Source organism: Paracoccus albicereus (assembly GCF_024359525.1).
GTDB lineage: Bacteria > Pseudomonadota > Alphaproteobacteria > Rhodobacterales > Rhodobacteraceae > Paracoccus > Paracoccus albicereus.
In genome coordinates this window covers 982,703-999,607 of sequence record NZ_JAKZEU010000002.1, presented here as the reverse complement: position 1 = coordinate 999,607, position 16,905 = coordinate 982,703, and the positions used below count along the sequence as shown (strand labels likewise).

The following is a 16,905-nucleotide window of genomic DNA, read 5'->3' as shown; positions in this document are numbered from 1 at the left end:
ATCGCGGCGGGATCGACCGACATCGCGGTAGGCCCGGAGGGACTTGAACCCCCAACCAAGGCGTTATGAGCGCCCTGCTCTGACCAATTGAGCTACAGGCCCGCCGCGGGCGATGCTGTCGCAAATGCCCGTTTGCGGGTCAAGCGAAACTCGACTAAGCGGGTCGCGCGCGCAGGACAGGGGACGATCATGGCCAAGGGCATCAGCTATCGCGACGCAGGTGTGGATATCGACGCGGGCAATGCCCTCGTCGAGCGGATCAAGCCCGCGGCTGCACGCACGAAGCGGACCGGCGTGATGGATGGCCTCGGTGGTTTCGGCGCGCTGTTCGACCCGCGGGCGGCGGGGTTCACCGACCCGGTTCTGGTCGCCGCGACCGATGGTGTCGGAACCAAGCTGCGCATCGCGATCGACAGCGGCAACCTCGACACGATCGGCATCGACCTTGTCGCGATGTGCGTGAACGATCTGGTCTGCCAGGGCGCGGAGCCGCTGTTCTTCCTCGACTATTTTGCGACCGGCAAACTTTCGGTTGATGAGGGCGCGCGCGTCATCGAAGGCATCGCGGAAGGATGCGCACAGTCCGGCTGCGCCCTGATCGGCGGTGAGACGGCGGAAATGCCGGGGATGTATGCCAAGGGCGACTTCGATTTGGCTGGTTTTGCCGTCGGTGCGATGGAACGCGGCACGGCGCTGCCTGCGGGTGTCGCAGAGGGCGATGTGCTGCTGGGTCTTGCCTCGAACGGCGTGCATTCCAACGGCTACTCGCTGGTCCGGCGGCTTGTCGATGTCGCAGGCCTCGGCTGGTCCGATCCCGCGCCCTTCGCGGACGTCTCCGTCGGCGAGGCCTTGCTGGCACCGACGCGCCTCTATGTTCGTCCTTTGTTGGCGGCGATCCGCGCGGGTGGTGTTCACGCCGCTGCGCATATCACCGGGGGCGGGATCACCGAAAACCTGCCACGCGTGCTGCCCGACGACCTTGGTGCCGATATCGATCTTGGTGCCTGGTCGCTGCCACCGGTCTTCCGCTGGCTGGCCGAAATCGGTGGCACGGATCAGGCAGAGATGCTGAAGACCTTCAACAGCGGCATCGGCATGATCCTTGCCGTTGACCCCGATCGCGCCGAGGCTTTGGCCGATCTGCTGACGGCAGAGGGTGAAACCGTGCATCAAATCGGCACGGTCACGGCGGGGCAGGGGGTCCGCTACACCGGCCACCTTTCGTGAAGCGTGTCGCGATCCTGATCTCGGGCGGCGGATCGAACATGGTCCGGCTGCTCGAAAGCATGACAGGCGATCATCCGGCCCGCCCGGTCCTGGTGGCCTCGAACGATCCGACGGCCGGTGGACTGGCCAAGGCCACGTCCATGGGGGTCGAGACGGTCGCGATCGACCACCGCGCGCATCGCGACCGCGAAAGCTTCGAGAGGGCGTTGCTGAAGGCGCTGGACGCGGCGCAGCCCGACATTATCTGCCTCGCCGGGTTCATGCGAATTCTCACGCCCGACTTCATCGACCGATATGCGGGACGGATCCTCAACATCCATCCTTCGCTGCTACCGCTCTACCCGGGGCTGAACACCCATGCCCGCGCCATCGCCGCGGGTGACGGGTTCGGCGGCGCAACTGTTCATCTGGTGACACCGGAACTGGATGCCGGACCGATCCTGGGCCAGGCGCGTGTGCCCATCCATCCGGGCGATGATCCCGAGACGCTCGCCAAGCGCGTTCTGGCGGTCGAGCATCGCCTATATCCGGCCGTTCTGCGCCGCTTCGCGCAAGGCGATCTGGCACGGCAGGATTTGTCCGACGCTTGAGCGACCGCTTGCGGGCGCGCGATCATCCCCTTTGCCAGCGCGGGGCTTTGCGGTTAGAAGCAGTGAAAACGAAATTCAGAGGCGGGAATACATGGCCGAAGACCTCGACATAGACATCGACGATCTCGAGCGTCGGATGAAGGGCGCGATGGAATCGCTGCGCCACGAATTCGGCAGCCTGCGGACCGGCCGCGCTTCGGCCAGCATGGTCGAGCCGGTGATGGTCGATGCCTATGGCAGCCCGACGCCGATCAACCAGATCGGAACGGTCAACGTGCCGGAACCACGCATGGTCACGATCAACATCTGGGACAAGGCCCTGGTCGGCAAGGCCGAGAAGGCGATCCGCGAATCCGGGCTGGGAATCAACCCGCAGCTGAACGGCACGATCATCATGCTGCCGATCCCCGAACTGAACGAGGAACGCCGCCGCGATCTGTCCAAGGTCGCCGCGCAGTATGCTGAAAACGCCCGCGTCGCCATTCGCAACGTCCGTCGCGATGGGATGGATCAGGTCAAGAAGGCCAAGGGCAACGGCATGCCTGAGGACGATCAGAAATTCTGGGAGACCGAGGTCCAGAACCTGACGGATCGCATGATCGGTGAGATCGACAAGTCGCTCGAGGCCAAGCAGGCCGAAATCATGCAGGTCTAGGATCATGGCGGCGGAAACGGCCCGGGCGCTTCAAGGCGACGGCGGCGCGGATGGCAAGCCGCGCCATGTCGCGATCATCATGGATGGCAACGGCCGTTGGGCCATGAACCGTGGCTGGCCACGGCTAGTCGGCCATCGCCGAGGGGCCGAGCGCGTCAAGCAACTGGTTAGGGCCTGTCCCGACATGGGCGTGAACTGGCTGACGGTTTATGCCTTCTCGACCGAGAACTGGAAGCGCTCGACCGAGGAAGTGCTCGGCCTGATGAAGATTTTCCGCCGCTATATCGAGCGCGAGGCCGATGGCCTTGCGGCCGAAGGGGTTCGGCTGCGCTTCATCGGCGGACGCGAGCGGCTTGATCGCAAGCTGCAGGATCTGATGACTGGGATCGAGGCGCGTACTGCCGGAAACACGCGTCTGAACCTGACGGTCGCGATCAATTACGGTGGTCGCGACGAATTGCTCCGTGCGTCGCGGCGTCTGGCGGACAGGATCGCTGCAGGTCACGTCGTCGAACCGACCGAGGCGGATCTGTCCGCCTGCCTTGATACCGCCGGCCAGCCCGACCCGGACCTCGTGATCCGCACCTCGGGCGAGACGCGGACCTCCAATTTCCTGCCTTGGCAGGCGGCTTATGCGGAATATGAGTTTTCGCAGGTTCTGTGGCCGGACTTCACCCCCGAACATCTGGCGTCGATTCTGGATCGCTTCGGTCTGCGCGAGCGGCGTTTCGGCGGCGCATGAGCGCTGCAAGCGCCAGCACGGGGCGCTGGGCCGACCTGTCGCGCCGCGTCGCCTCGGCAGCGGTGCTGCTGGCGATCGGCGTCATGCTCGCGTTGTCGGTCGGAGTTTCGCTGCGTATCGGCATGTCGGCGATCATCGCGTTGACCTTCTGGGAGCTCGCCCGTCTGACCGGCTGGCGACGCCCGGAGCTTCACGGCGACGTATTCGGACGCTGGCGCCCTGCAACGCTGGCTGGCCTGGGTGGGTTCTGCGTCTTTCTTGCGCTGATGTGGCCCAATCCGTTCTCGGTCGTGGCGTTGCTGATCCCGATCCTTTCGGGTCTGCCGGGTGCCGCGCGCGGCAACCGTGCGGTGTTCGCCATCTTCGGCATCGCGATCCTGCTGGTCGGTTTTGGTCTGACGGGCTTTCGCGAAGCCTTGGGTCTGCCCTTCATCCTTTGGCTGATGGGCATCGTCATTGTCTCTGATATTCTTGGCTATTTCGCTGGCAAGCTGATCGGCGGACCGAAGTTCTGGCCCCGGCTCAGTCCCAAAAAGACGTGGTCCGGCACGGTCGCAGGCTGGATCGGCGCGTCGATGGTGGGCGCGGCGCTGTGGCTGACGGGACATGGCGACCCTACACTGGTCTGGCTGTCCCCGCTGGTCGCGCTGGCCGGGCAATTGGGTGACATCGCCGAAAGCTGGTTGAAGCGTCGCGTGGGCGTCAAGGACAGCTCGAACCTGATCCCCGGCCACGGAGGCTTCATGGATCGCTTCGATGCCGTGTCCGGGGCGACCCTGGCCGTAATGGCCATCGGGTTTATCACCGCGCTGCCCAAGGTGTTCTAGACAGTGCGACGGATTTCCCTGTTCGGTGCGACCGGCTCGGTCGGTGAAAGCTGCTTTGACCTGCTTCAGCGCGCAGGGGGCGCCGACGTGTTCCGAACCGTCGCGCTGAGCGGCGGTGCCAATATTGCGCGTCTGGCGGAAATGGCGCGGACGCTGAAGGCCGAGGTTGCGGTCACCGCCTATGACGAGCGTCTGGATGACCTGCGTGCGGCGCTGGTGGGTTCGGGGGTCGAGGCTGCGGCAGGTGCCACGGCATTGGCAGAGGCGGCGGAGCGGCCTGCCGATTGGACATTGTCGGCGATCGTGGGCGCGGCGGGACTGGCACCGGGTCTCGCGGCACTTGAACGGGGCGGCACGCTTGCGCTTGCCAACAAGGAATCGCTGGTTTGCGCAGGCGAGCTGGTCAAGCAGGCCGCCGCCCGCTCGGGTGCGAAGATCATCCCGGTCGACTCGGAACATTCAGCCATCTTTCAGGCGCTTGGACAGGACAAGCTCGATACCGTCGAGCATGTGACGATCACCGCATCGGGCGGCGCTTTCCGGGACTGGCCGCTGGAGCAGCTTGCCCGTGCGACGGTCGCTCAGGCCTCGACCCATCCGAACTGGGCGATGGGGCAGCGGATCACGATCGATTCCGCCTCGATGTTCAACAAGGCGATGGAGGTGATCGAGGCGCATGTGTTCTTCGATCTCGACTCGCACCGCATCCGTGTGCTGGTGCATCCCGAATCCATCGTTCACGCGATGGTCACCCATCTCGACGGCGGCACGATCGCGCATCTGGGGCCGCCCGACATGCGCCACGCCATCGGTTACGCGCTGAACTGGCCAGACCGGCAGGCCCTGCCGTTGCCGGTCTTGGACCTTGCGCGGATCGGAACGCTGAACTTCCGCGAACCTGATGAAGAACGTTGGCCCGCCCTTCGTCTCGCGCGCGGCGTGATGGCCGCTGGTGGCGCGGCGGGCGCCGTCTTCAACGCCGCCAAGGAGCAGGCGCTTGACGATTTCATCGCGGGGCGTGTCGGATTTACAGATATGGCTGCCTGCGTGGCTGATACGCTTGATGCCTTGTCGGGCGAGGCGGGCTTCACGACACCGCCCCCCGATCTTGAGACCGTTCTGGCCTGGGACCGGGCCGCAAGACGAAAGGCCGCCCGATGAGTGAGCTTCTTCCCCAGTTCGGCGGCACGCTTTGGACGATTGCGGCCTTCATCATCGCGCTTTCCGTGATCGTCACGATCCATGAATTGGGCCATTATCTGGTGGGCCGGTGGTCTGGAATTTACGCCGAGGTGTTTTCGGTCGGCTTCGGACCGCGGTTGTTTGCGCGGCGTGACCGTCGCGGGACGGTCTGGCAGATCGCGGCGCTTCCCTTGGGCGGATATGTCCGCTTTCTGGGCGACGCCAATGCGGCCAGCGCCGGGACTGGTCGTCCCGTCGATCCGGCCCGGGCGCGACAGACGCTCGGCGGCGCGCCGCTTTGGGCGCGGTTCTCGACCCTTTTGGCCGGGCCGTTCTTCAACTTCATCCTCTCGATCCTGATCTTTGGCGGTTTCGCGCTGGTTCAGGGACTTCCCACGGAAACCGTTCGTATCGGCGGCATCACCGACGCGCCCCCGGGCGTGGTCAACGAATTGCAGCCCGGCGATACGGTGCTGGCCGTCGACGGCCGTCCGGTCGAGGACTGGTCATCCTATTACGCACTGGTCGAGGATCTGCCGCCGGCCGCGGGTCACGATTGGCGCGTGCTGCGCGACGGATCGGAGATCACCGTCACCGGCCCGGATCCGATGCCGGCCCGGGTCAGCGGTGTCGCGCCGCGCTCTGCCGCTGCCGATGCCGGGCTGCGCGCGGGCGATGTCATCGTGGCGGTGGACGGCACGCCGCTGACGCGGTTTTCCGAACTGCGCGACCGTGTCGAAGCCGCGGCAGGTGAGCCGCTGTCGCTGGACGTGTGGCGGCCCGGCAGCGGCACGATGGCCTTCACCCTGGTCCCGCGTCAGCAGGATTTTCCCGTCGCCGATGGTGGCTATGAACAGCGCTGGATGATCGGGGTCACCGGTGGGCAAAGCTACATGACGCCGGAAACGCGTCAGGCCGGCCCGTTCGAGGCGCTGTGGCTGGGCGTGACGCAGACCTGGTCGATCATCACCGGTTCCCTGTCTGGGATGTGGGCGATGATTTCGGGGCAGATCGGAACCTGCAACCTGGGTGGCGCGATCAGCATCGCCGAAAGCACCGGCCATGCGGCCAGTGCGGGGGGCGCCGATTTCCTGTGGTGGATCGCGGTCCTGTCCGCCGCGATCGGCTTCCTGAACCTGCTGCCGATCCCCGTGCTCGACGGGGGCCACCTGATGTTCTACGCCTTCGAAGCCGTCACCGGACGTCCGCCGTCGGACCGCGCACTAAATCTGCTGACCTCGATCGGCCTTGCAGCGGTCCTCATGTTGATGATTTTCGGTCTCACGAACGATATTTTGTGTCCCTGAGGCTGCGTTCCGTTTTGACAGTGCCGCTCCGTTAAGGATACAGGTTTTCGGAAAAACAGGCCGCCGAAGCGGCCATCCGAGGCTGGACCAGTCGGAACGGAAGGGGCGGACATGACACGGAAACACGGTAAGCAGGCCACGGCGCTTGCCCTGATACTGGCGCTGGCGACGCCGGCGGGAATGGTCGCGACCCCCGCCTCGGCCTATCAGTTCAGCAATGTTCAGATCGAAGGCGCGCAGCGGATCGAGCCCGAGACGATCCTGTCCTATGCCGACGTCGCGCGCGGGCAGGAGGTTTCGGCGGGCGAGCTGAACGACGCCACGCAACGTCTGTTGGGTTCGGGCCTGTTCGAAACGGTCGAGGTTATCCCGCAAGGATCGACGCTGGTGATCCGGGTTCAGGAATATCCGACGGTCAACATCATCAACTTCGAGGGCAATCGCCGCCTGAATAATGAACGTCTTGCTTCGGTGGTTCAGTCGCAGTCTCGGCGGGTCTATCAACCAAGCCAGGCGCTGGCCGACGCCAACGCGATCGCGCGGCTTTACGCATCCGAAGGGCGGCTGGCCGCGCGGGTCGATCCGCGCATCATTCGCCGCGACGGCAACCGCGTCGATCTGGTCTTCGAGATCCGCGAAGGCGACCTGACAGAGATCGAGCGCATCGGCTTCACGGGCAACCGCGCGTTTTCGGATCGCCGCCTGCGTCAAGTGCTGGAGACCAAGCAGGCTGGGATCCTGCGCCGCTTCATCCGCTCGGACACGTTTCAGCCTGATCGCATCCCACTGGACCAGCAGCTGCTGACCGACTTCTATCGCTCGCGTGGCTATGCCGACTTCCGGGTCCAGGCCATCGCGCCCGAGATCACGCGCGAACGCGATGCGTTCTACGTGACCTTCAACATCCAGGAAGGGCAGCGCTTCCGGTTCGGTAACGTCACCACGGTGTCGCAAATCCCCGGCATCGACGCAGCACAGTTCCAGGCGCAGAACCGCGTTCGGCGGGGCGAGGTCTACAACCCTTCGGTCATCGACAACACCATCCGTCGGATGGAGACGGTCGCGCTTCAGCAGGGCTATGATTTCGTCAGTATCGAGCCGCAGATCACGCGTAACCTCGACAACCGCACGCTCGATCTGACCTTCGTGCTGACACGCGGCCCGCGTATCTTCGTCGAACGCATCGACATCGAGGGCAACACCACGACGCTCGACCGCGTGATCCGACGCCAGTTCCGCACGGTCGAGGGCGACCCTTTCAATCCGCGCGAAATCCGCAACTCGGCCGAACGCATCCGCGCGCTGGGTTATTTCAGCGACGCGCAGGTCGAGACCCGTCAGGGCACCAGCGATCAACAGGTGATCGTCGACGTCAACGTCGAGGAACAGCCCACCGGTTCGCTCAGCTTCGGGGCGTCCTACGGACAAAGTGACGGGGTCGGTTTCAACGCCTCGCTGTCAGAACGGAACTTCCTTGGTCGGGGCCAGGAAGTGTCGCTGGGCTTCTCGACTGTCAGCGGAAGCCAGTCGGCTGAACTTCGGTTCAGCGAGCCCTATTTCCTGGGCCGCGACCTGCGGTTCAATTTCTCGACCTTCTACATCACGACCGACAACGATTTCGCCCGCTACGACACGCGGCGCGTCGGTTTCTCGAGCGGGATCGAGTTTCCCGTGTCGGAAAACGGCCGGCTCGAGCTGCGCTACCGCGCAAGCAAGGACACGATCCTGAACGTCACCGAGGACAGCTCCGAAATCCTTCAGCGCGAAGAAGGCGGGCTCGTCACCTCGTCCTTGGGCTACAGCTATACCTATGACAGCCGCATCACGCGACTTGATCCGCTGACGGCTTATCGCTTCCGCTTCTCGCAGGATGTTGCCGGGATTGGCGGCGACGTCGAGAACGTCAATTCCACGCTGCTTGCCGGCGTCGAGAGCCGCGCTTGGCGTGAAGAGGTCGTGATGCGCGCGGAGGTTGAGGCCGGTGCGCTGTATACCTACGGCGACGAATCCTCGCGGGTGATCGACCGCTACCGTAACGGCTCCAAGATCCGTGGCTTCGAACCCAATGGGATCGGCCCCCGCGATCTGGAAGCCGAGAACCAGGACGCACTCGGCGGTGAATACTTCTGGGCGGTCCGCGCGGAAGCACAGTTCCCGCTGGGACTGCCAGAGGAATACGGGATCACCGGCGGCGTCTTCGCCGATGCCGGCTCGATCTGGAGCCTCGGCGACACGGTCGGCACCAACGGCGTCGAGGTCGACGACAGCATGAACATCCGCGCGGCCGTCGGCGTCTCGGTCTTCTGGACGACACCGATCGGACCACTGCGCTTCAACTTCGCCAAACCCCTCAAGAAAGAGGATTATGACGAAGAACAGGCGTTCGATCTGACGATTTCGACCCAGTTCTGATGCGCGCGGCGGTCAAGGCGCCGCTCGCCGCACTGGCGATCGTCACGCTGGTTTCGGTCGGGGCAGCTTCCGCGCAGGAAAGCGCGCCAAGCCCGGCGGACAGTCTGCTGCCAGATCCGACCTTGCCGGACCCGCCGCTGGACGACGTGCCCGAGGGGCAGGCCCCCGCTGATCCCGCCGCTGGCCTGCCCTCCCAGACGATCGAGGGGGCTGCGGATGACGGCGACATGGTTTCACCCATTCTCAGTGTCGATGCGGATGCGCTTTTCGGCGCTTCGATCTGGGGCAAGCGCGTGCAGACGGAACTGGAGGCACAAGGCAGCACCCTGCAGGCCGAAAACGATCGCCTTGCGCGGCAATTGTCGGACGAAGAAGCGGCGCTCACCGCTGAACGCCCCGATCTGGACCCGGCGGTCTTCCGCCAGCGGGCGGAAGCGTTCGACAGCCGTGCCACCACCATCCGCCGCGAGCGGGCGCAGGCTGTCGCCGATCTGAACGCGAGGGCCGAGGCGGATCGCAACGCCTTCTATCAAGCCGCGCTGCCCCTGATGGGGACGCTGATGCAGGAACGTGGTGCGGTCGCCGTCCTGGACCGCCGAACTGTCTTCGTGTCTGTCGACCAGATCGACATCACCGAAGAATTGATCGCCCGGATCGACGCTGAACTGGGTGATGGTGCGGAAAACTCTCCGCTGAACCTGCCTTCCGAGGCCGCCACGACCGAGCCCCAGCCGGAAAACTAGGGCAGCGTCGCGATCCGGTCGGAGAGCAGCGCAAAAAGCGCGTCGCGATCCACTTCGCGCAGGAACAGCGCATTGGCATCGCGGCCTGTCACTCGCCACCAATCGGCGACGGTCATGCCGCGGGTGAAACGGCCTTCGGTCTCGATCTCCACATTGATCTCGCGCCCCTCGAACAATTCCGGTCGGATCAGCCAGGCGATCGCGCAGGGATCGTGCAAGGGGGCACCGAGGCTGCCGTATTTCTCGCGGTCGTACCGCTCGAAGAAATCCGTCCAGCCCGCGACCGCGGGGCCGCATCTGTTCGGCAGCGATCGCATGGCCTCGACCCATTCGCGCGACGTCAGCGCACGGTGCGTCACGTCGAGCGAGGCGACCGTCAGCGGCACGCCCGAGGCGAAGACGATCGCGGCGGCTTCGGGATCGACGTAGATGTTGAATTCTGCCGCGGGCGTGATGTTGCCGACCTCGAAATAGGCGCCGCCCATAAGGACAACGCGGGCGACGCGCGACACGATGTCGGGTGCGCGCTCGAATGCGGTCGCGATATTGGTCAGCGGACCGATCGGCACCAGCGTGACCGAGCCAGGTTCCTCGCGGCGCAGCGTGTCGATGATGAAATCGACGGCGTGACCGTCAGCAAGCGGCATGGTCGGGTCCGGAAGCGCGATACCGTCCAGACCGGTCTGACCGTGGACATGTTCGGCTGTCACCAGATCGCCGGCCATCGGCCTGTCGCAGCCGGCATGGACAGGCAGGTCGCTGCGCCCGGCCAGCTCGCAGATGCGGCGTGCATTCGCCTCTGTCAGCGACAGGGGCACGTTGCCGGCAACGGCTGTCAGACCCAGAACGTCGAGTTCCGGGCTCGCCAGCGCCAGCAGGATCGCCACGGCGTCGTCCTGTCCTGGATCGGTGTCGATGATGATCTTCTGTGCCATGAAGCCTCCGTCACGAAGCCGGACCCTGACCCGACATGGAAAGGGGCACAAGCCCGAAAGCTCATGCCCCTTTGACTGGATCAGTCAGTCTATCCTCAGCCGTCGAAATCGACCTCTTCGATCAGCGTCAGCGCTTTGGGGCGCAGGCGCGAGATTTCGGTCAGCGGCGTTTCGTCCGACGTGAATTCACCCCAGCTCGCGACCAGTTCGGACCGCTCGACATGGTCCGAGACAGGAAATTCGTAGTTGGTTTCGGCGTAGATCTTCTGCGCTTCATCGCTGACCAGAAATTCCATCAGCTGCAGCGCGGCATCGCGGTTCGGCGCGGACTTGGTCATCGCCACGCCGGAGACGTTCACATGGGTGCCGCCGTCCTCGAAGGTCGGGAAGACGATGCGAACCGAGTCGGCCCATTCCTTCTGCTCGTCGTCCTTCAGCATCTGGCCCATGTAATAGGTGTTCCCCAGGCTGATGTCGCATTCGCCGGCCCAGATCGACTTGACCTGTGCCCGGTCGTTGCCCTCGGGCTTCTTGGCGAGGTTCGCCTTCACGCCTTCCAGCCAGGCCTTGGTCTCCTCGGGGCCGTGATGGGCGAGGAAGGCGGCCGTCAGCGCGACGTTGTAGTCGTTGGTGAAGGGGCGCGTGCAGATCCGGCCCCTCCATTTCGGATCGGCCAGATCCTCGTAGGTCGTGACCTCGCCGTCCGCGACCCGGTCCTTGCTTGCGTACACGATCCGCGCGCGCGTGGTCAGCCCGAACCATTCGTTGTCGGCATCTCGCAGGTTTTCCGGGATGATCTCCAGCGCATCGTCCTCGACCGGCTGCGTTACGCCTGCCTCCTTGACCTCACCCAGCCGGGCAACGTCCACCGTCATGATCAGGTCGGCGGGGCTGCGATCACCCTCGGCTTTCAGGCGCTCGACCATGCCCGTATCGACGAAGGCGGTGTTGACCGCGATCCCCGTCGCCTCGGTGAAGGCATCGGTCAGGGGCTTCAGCAGCTCGGGCTGACGGTGCGAATAAATGTTGACCTCTTGGGCCAGGGCGGGAAGGGCAGAGGTGCCCAGCAGGGCAGCGATCAGGATGGGGCGCATGCGCGACTCCTTTGCTCGGGTTTGTGGCGCCTTGTTGGCAGGACTTGTGCTGGGCGTCAACAAAGTCCGACCGAAAAAATCGGATACGGCGCTCCGTTGACCCCGTCATCCGCGCGCACTACGTCGCGCGCATGGCACGCACACCGCTTTTGCAACTGACCGACATCGCACTGACCTTTGGCGGCAATCCCGTCTTCGAGGACCTGTCGCTGACCATCCAGCCCGGTGACAGGGTGGCGCTGGTCGGAAGGAACGGGTCCGGGAAATCGACTCTGATGAAGGTGATGGCCGGTCTGGTCGAGCCTGATCGCGGCGAGGTCGTCAGCCCCACCGGCACGCGGGTCGGCTATATGGAGCAGGACCCCGATCTGTCTGCCTTTGCGACCCTTGGCGAATTTGCCCGGGCCGGACTGGATGAAGGGCAGGGCTATCTGGTCGAGATGGCTGCCGAAGGCCTGAAGTTCGACGCATCCCGGCCAGTTCAGACGGCATCGGGCGGTGAACGTCGGCGAGCCGCGCTGGCCCGCCTCTTGGCCGAAGCGCCGGACCTGATGCTTCTGGACGAACCGACCAACCATCTCGACATCGAAGCGATCGGTTGGCTTGAGGAACAGCTTGCCGCAACCCGCTCGGCCTTCGTGCTGATCAGCCACGACCGCGCCTTCCTGCGCGCGGCGACCCGCGCGACCCTGTGGATCGACCGCGGCGTGGTTCGACGTCAGGAAAAGGGTTTTGAAGCGTTCGAGGAGTGGCGCGAAACCACCTGGGCCGCCGAGGACGAGGCGCGCCACAAGCTGGACCGAAAGATCAAGGCGGAAGCGCGCTGGGCCGTCGAGGGAATCAGTGCGCGTCGCAAGCGCAATCAGGGGCGGGTGCGCGCGTTGCAGGACCTGCGCGCTGAACGCGCGGCGCAGATCCGGCGGCAAGGCACGGCAGCGATGGCGCTGGAATCCGGTCCGCAATCGGGCAAGCGGGTGATCGAAGCCAAGGGCATCGCCAAGGATTTCGGTGACAGGACGATCCTGAAGCCGTTCGATCTGCGCGTGCAGCGTGGCGACCGGATCGCCTTTGTCGGACCCAATGGCGTCGGAAAGACGACGCTGATCCGCATGCTGACGGGCGAGATCGCGCCCGACGCCGGCAGCGTCACGCAGGGCACAAACCTCGATATCGCGGTCTTCGATCAGGCGCGCGCGGCGCTGGACCCTGACATGAGCCTTTGGGACAGCCTGACCGGAGATCCCGAGATGCGCGTGTCGGGTCGCGCCGACCAGGTCATGGTCCGTGGCCAGCCACGCCATGTCGTGGGCTATCTGAAGGATTTCCTCTTCGACGAAGGACAGGCGCGCGCGCCTGTGCGCAGCCTGTCGGGGGGCGAAAAGGCGCGGCTGCTGCTGGCGCGGATCATGGCGCGGCCGTCGAACCTGCTTGTCCTGGACGAGCCGACCAATGATCTTGACGTCGAGACGCTGGATCTGCTGCAGGACATTCTGGGCGATTATGACGGCACCGTTCTGCTGGTCAGCCACGACCGCGATTTCATCGACCGTGTGGCGGACACCACCGTCGCAATGGAGGGGGACGGGCGCGCCGTGATCTATCCGGGCGGCTGGTCGGATTATCGGTCGCAGCGTCCCCAGACGGCGGTCGCAACGGCCACGCCAGAGCCTGCGTCATCGAAGCCGACGCCGGAGACGGTGACGCCAAAGACGCCGCGCGACGGCCTGAGCTTCACCGAACGTCACCGGTTGGAGGCTTTGCCCGCGATGATCGAGCGGCTGGAGGCCGAGATCGCGAAACTGTCGGATTTCTTGGCCGACCCCGATCTGTTCACGACGGCGCCTGCCAAGTTCAACAAGGCGACCGAAGCGTTAGCCGAACGTCAGGAGAAGCTGTCGCAGGCCGAGGAAGAGTGGCTCGCCCTGGAAGAGCGCGCAAATTAGAAAAGCCTTCATCGCTGCCTGCCTTCCTGGGTGCACGGTTCGTATCGGGATGATCCTGCAATGCATGTTTCGACATGTCTTCTCACGGTCGCGCTTGGAGCGGCGCTGATGGCGATGCCGATGCTCGTATTTCATCGAGCCGATCTTCGCGCGGAACGACGAGAGAGGGCTTGGTTTCACCACAGCCGATGGTCCGTTCTGAGAGGCTTCCCGCCGGAATGATTGCGGCACGGCTGAGGCTCCCGAGATTATCGATTGGCCGTCGGGCGTGGGGAATCGTCGGCGTCCAGCCGGACGTATGGCCGCTGATAAAAGTTCACTCATCCTGCCAACCGAAGGTCCTTGCTGCATCGCTTGCGGCGACGTGACGGTCGGATGAAATCCGCCGACATTCTTGAAAAAACTAGGGATTCTCTTTTTTGTAGGTGTACACTAGCAACGGGAAACCAAGCCGAAGCCCTTGGTCTTGATTCGCGCTGGAACAGGTTCGTTCTCATGCCAGACCGCATAAATTTCATGAAAGACATTGCCGCCGGTGGGACCGATCCCGGGCAGATGATGACGGCGTTGGACCGCCTGATTCAGCAGGTTGTCGGCATGAAGATGTGTACGCTGATCCGCGTCGATGAGGACAATGCATCGGGCATGCGGATCCACTCGACCGAGCCGGTCAAGTTCCCGATCTCGACGCCCAAGGATATGCAAGGCCGCGCCTGGCGGAGCAAGATCGTCGTCAGTCAGGAGCATCTGGTCGCGAACAGCTACGATGAAATCGCCGCTATTTTCGGCGACGCCGAGAAGCTTCGCGAGGTGGGCTGCGAAAGCTGCCTCTGCCTTCCGATCGTGGTGAAGAACAAGCTGCTTGGGACGCTGAACATCCTGCACGAGGAAGGCTACTTCACTCCAGAGCGCGTCGCCGCTGCCGAAAGCCTGACGATGCCCGCCGCGATCATCCTGATGGCGAGTTTCGAACTCGATGGTGTTCCGTCATCGGACAACTCTGCCCAGCAGGAACGCGGAGGGATCGACGGCCATGCCTTCGACGCCATCAATCCATCATCCAAAAGCGCAAGCTCCGCTGACGCGGTCCCGCGCCGTCAGGGTGACGGTGCGTCGTCTGACTCGTCGGACGGTTCTTCTTCCTGACCGTCCCCCGCCGCGCTGCTGCGGCGGCCACGAAATCCGGTTGCGACGACGAATTTCTCGGATGAATCACTGCGGCTCGCCGGCGGCTTGACGTTCGCCACCTTGTCGAAGTTCTGCTTCAGCATGGTCTGCATTTCGGCCTCGGCGCCACCTGCCAGGACCTTGGCGACAAAGGTGCCGCCCGGTTCAAGCACGTCAAACGCCAGTTGCGCGGCCGCTTCGACAAGCGCGACGATGCGCAGGTGATCGGTGCCCTTGTGACCGCTGGATGCAGCAGCCATGTCCGACATCACGACGTCGGCCGGTCCGCCCAGCCAGTCCTTGACCCGATCGTCGGCGCCGTCTTCCAGAAAATCGAGAACGTGGATCTCCGCCCCGGCGATGGGATCGACCTCCTGCAGGTCGACGCCGAGCACGCGCCCCTGCGCCTTGCCGCCTGTTTCGCCAAGTGCGTTGACCCGCGCCACGGCAACCTGACACCAGCCGCCGGGTGCGCAGCCCAGATCGACGACCCGTGCGCCGGGGGTCAGGAAACGGTACTTGTCATCCAGTTCGAGGATCTTGTAGGCGGCGCGTCCCCGATAACCCTCGCGCCGCGCGCGAGCCACGTAGGGATCGTTCAACTGTCGTTCCAGCCACAGCTTGCTGGACAGTTTGCGTCCTTTCGCCGTCTTTACCCGGACCTTCAGGTCGCGCTGGCCGCGCCCGCTGGTCTTGCCCGCGCGGCTGCCGCCTCCGGTCGCTTTGCTCATCAGGCCACTCCGCTCATTCCGTCCGTCGTCAGCACCCCATCGCGCACCATCTGGGCATAGAGCAACCCCTCGCGCAGGCCACGATCGGCGACCGAGAGCCGATTTGTCGGCCAGACACGCATCAGCGTCTGAAGGATCGCCGCCCCTGACATGATCAGCGCATGACGCTCCCGCCCAATCCTGGGGTCATTGCGCCGTCCTTCGGGACCCAGCGTCAGATAGGTGCGGATCACGCGGTCGATCTGGTCGCTGGTCATCGTCAATCCGTCAACCTTGGTCCGGTCGTAGCGACGCAAGCCCAGATGGCTGGCGGCGACCGTCGTCACCGTCCCCGACGTCCCGATGATCTGGAAGCCTTCGTCCGGGGGCTCGTTCGCGTAGGGGGTGAAATCGGCCAGCATCTCCTCGAAATACCAGCTCATCAGCGCGAACCGCCCCTGATCATCCTCCACATCCGCGAACTGGTCGCGCAGTGTGGCAACCCCCAGCGGAACGCTGATCCAGTCGACCACCCGCGCCCCGCCCGGTTGCGGATTGCCGAAGCCGTCGGCCAGGCGGATGATCGCGCGCGGACGCTCGGCCGGTTCCACATCCTCAAGATCGATCCAGACCAGCTCGGTCGAGCCACCACCGATATCGACGATCAGCAATTGCTCGCTGCGCTGACTGACAAGCGGCGCGCAGGAGATGACGGCGAGCCGCGCTTCCTCTTCCGCCTCGATCACTTCCAGCGGCAGGCCGGTCTCGCGACGGATCATGCGCAGGAAATCGCGGCTGTTACGGGCGCGGCGGCAAGCCTCGGTCGCGACCAGCCTCATGCGGCGGACGCCGTGGTTTTCCAGCTTGCGCCGACAGACCTGAAGCGCGTGAACCGTTCGTGTCATCGAATGACGGGACAGCCGGCCCGAGGCTTCAAGCCCCTGACCAAGCTGGACCGGTTTCGAGAAACTGTCCACGACGTGGAACTGATTGCCGCGCGGTCGCGCAATCAGCATCCGACAGGAATTCGTTCCAAGGTCGAGAGCCGCGTAAAGCGGCGCTTCCTCGGTTTTGCGGGCGCCAGATGGCTCGACCGTCGGTTTCGGGAACGCGTCCGCACCCGCGGGACGCCTGGGCGCCATGATACACGCCCTCCGATATGAAGTTGGATTCAACCTAACCTTCGGCCCTTCGCCGTTCAAGGGTTGCGACCTTGCCGCCGTGCGATCAGCGTTGTGCCATGCGTCTGCCCGCGGCGCCGCTGTCATCCACGGATCTTTTCGTCATGACGCAGGCCAAGGTCGCAATTCAACCGCCCTTGTCGTATGCGGACCACGCTGCGCAGGCAGGGATGATTAGACGGCAATCTAC

General features: G+C 64.4%; 15 protein-coding genes and 1 tRNA gene. 11 read left to right on the top strand and 5 right to left on the bottom strand.

Annotated elements, in window-relative coordinates:
- Nucleotides 1–28 precede the first annotated feature (28 nt).
- Nucleotides 29–102, bottom strand: a tRNA-Ile gene (locus MLD63_RS08355).
- Between the two features lie 87 nt (nt 103–189).
- On the opposite strand from MLD63_RS08355, the gene purM reads away from it, so the two are divergent.
- The 9 genes from purM to MLD63_RS08310 all read left to right on the top strand — a co-directional run bounded on the left by purM (nt 190) and on the right by MLD63_RS08310 (nt 9,685).
- The gene (gene purM, locus MLD63_RS08350; RefSeq protein WP_255329398.1) at nt 190–1,227 is read left to right on the top strand and encodes a phosphoribosylformylglycinamidine cyclo-ligase; all 1,038 of its coding nucleotides are present in this window, start codon (nt 190–192) and stop codon (nt 1,225–1,227) included.
- Nucleotides 1,224–1,817, top strand: coding sequence for a phosphoribosylglycinamide formyltransferase (gene purN / locus MLD63_RS08345; RefSeq protein WP_255329397.1), 594 nt, complete (start codon nt 1,224–1,226; stop codon nt 1,815–1,817). The genes purM and purN overlap by 4 nt, the downstream gene beginning before the upstream one ends.
- Nucleotides 1,818–1,908: 91 nt before the next feature.
- Nucleotides 1,909–2,472 carry a ribosome recycling factor gene (gene frr / locus MLD63_RS08340; RefSeq protein ID WP_255329396.1) on the top strand — a complete coding sequence of 188 codons (564 nt, stop codon included), beginning with the start codon at nt 1,909–1,911 and terminating at the stop codon, nt 2,470–2,472.
- Between the two features lie 4 nt (nt 2,473–2,476).
- Entirely contained in the window at nt 2,477–3,214 is a 738-nt protein-coding gene (gene uppS / locus MLD63_RS08335; protein ID WP_255329395.1) for a polyprenyl diphosphate synthase, read from the top strand.
- Nucleotides 3,211–4,041, top strand: a complete 831-nt coding sequence (locus tag MLD63_RS08330; protein WP_255329394.1) for a phosphatidate cytidylyltransferase — start codon at nt 3,211–3,213, stop codon at nt 4,039–4,041. Before uppS ends, MLD63_RS08330 begins: the two co-directional genes overlap by 4 nt.
- 3 nt (nt 4,042–4,044) lie before the next feature.
- Nucleotides 4,045–5,202, top strand: coding sequence for a 1-deoxy-D-xylulose-5-phosphate reductoisomerase (gene dxr / locus MLD63_RS08325; protein ID WP_255329393.1), 1,158 nt, complete (start codon nt 4,045–4,047; stop codon nt 5,200–5,202).
- A complete protein-coding gene (gene rseP, locus MLD63_RS08320; protein WP_255329392.1) occupies nt 5,199–6,530 on the top strand; it encodes an RIP metalloprotease RseP in 1,332 nt (443 codons plus the stop codon). The genes dxr and rseP overlap by 4 nt, the downstream gene beginning before the upstream one ends.
- 111 nt (nt 6,531–6,641) lie before the next feature.
- On the top strand, nt 6,642–8,942 hold the full coding sequence (gene bamA, locus MLD63_RS08315; protein WP_255329391.1) for an outer membrane protein assembly factor BamA: 2,301 nt from the start codon (nt 6,642–6,644) through the stop codon (nt 8,940–8,942).
- Nucleotides 8,942–9,685, top strand: a complete 744-nt coding sequence (locus MLD63_RS08310; RefSeq protein ID WP_255329390.1) for an OmpH/Skp family outer membrane protein — start codon at nt 8,942–8,944, stop codon at nt 9,683–9,685. The genes bamA and MLD63_RS08310 overlap by 1 nt, the downstream gene beginning before the upstream one ends.
- Here MLD63_RS08310 and MLD63_RS08305 read toward each other — a convergent pair.
- Complete coding sequence (locus tag MLD63_RS08305; RefSeq protein WP_255329389.1) at nt 9,682–10,620, bottom strand: nucleoside hydrolase; 939 nt, start codon at nt 10,618–10,620, stop codon at nt 9,682–9,684. The two genes, MLD63_RS08310 and MLD63_RS08305, sit on opposite strands and share 4 nt — an antisense overlap.
- A gap of 95 nt (nt 10,621–10,715) precedes the next feature.
- The gene (locus MLD63_RS08300; RefSeq protein WP_255329388.1) at nt 10,716–11,714 is read right to left on the bottom strand and encodes a Fe(3+) ABC transporter substrate-binding protein; all 999 of its coding nucleotides are present in this window, start codon (nt 11,712–11,714) and stop codon (nt 10,716–10,718) included.
- 131 nt (nt 11,715–11,845) lie between these two features.
- Between MLD63_RS08300 and MLD63_RS08295 the strand changes: the two genes are divergently transcribed.
- Complete coding sequence (locus tag MLD63_RS08295) at nt 11,846–13,657, top strand: ABC-F family ATP-binding cassette domain-containing protein (protein ID WP_255329387.1); 1,812 nt, start codon at nt 11,846–11,848, stop codon at nt 13,655–13,657.
- A 375-nt stretch (nt 13,658–14,032) separates the two neighbouring features.
- Nucleotides 14,033–14,803 carry a GAF domain-containing protein gene (locus MLD63_RS08290; RefSeq protein WP_255329386.1) on the top strand — a complete coding sequence of 257 codons (771 nt, stop codon included), beginning with the start codon at nt 14,033–14,035 and terminating at the stop codon, nt 14,801–14,803.
- On the opposite strand, the gene MLD63_RS08285 is transcribed toward MLD63_RS08290, so the two are convergent.
- Together MLD63_RS08285 and MLD63_RS08280 are read right to left on the bottom strand one after the other, a co-directional pair.
- Nucleotides 14,755–15,555: an RlmE family RNA methyltransferase gene (locus MLD63_RS08285; RefSeq protein WP_255329385.1), complete on the bottom strand. Its 801-nt coding sequence runs from the start codon at nt 15,553–15,555 to the stop codon at nt 14,755–14,757. The genes MLD63_RS08290 and MLD63_RS08285 overlap by 49 nt on opposite strands.
- The gene (locus tag MLD63_RS08280) at nt 15,555–16,676 is read right to left on the bottom strand and encodes a Ppx/GppA phosphatase family protein (protein ID WP_255329384.1); all 1,122 of its coding nucleotides are present in this window, start codon (nt 16,674–16,676) and stop codon (nt 15,555–15,557) included. The genes MLD63_RS08285 and MLD63_RS08280 overlap by 1 nt, the downstream gene beginning before the upstream one ends.
- Nucleotides 16,677–16,905: the final 229 nt, after the last annotated feature.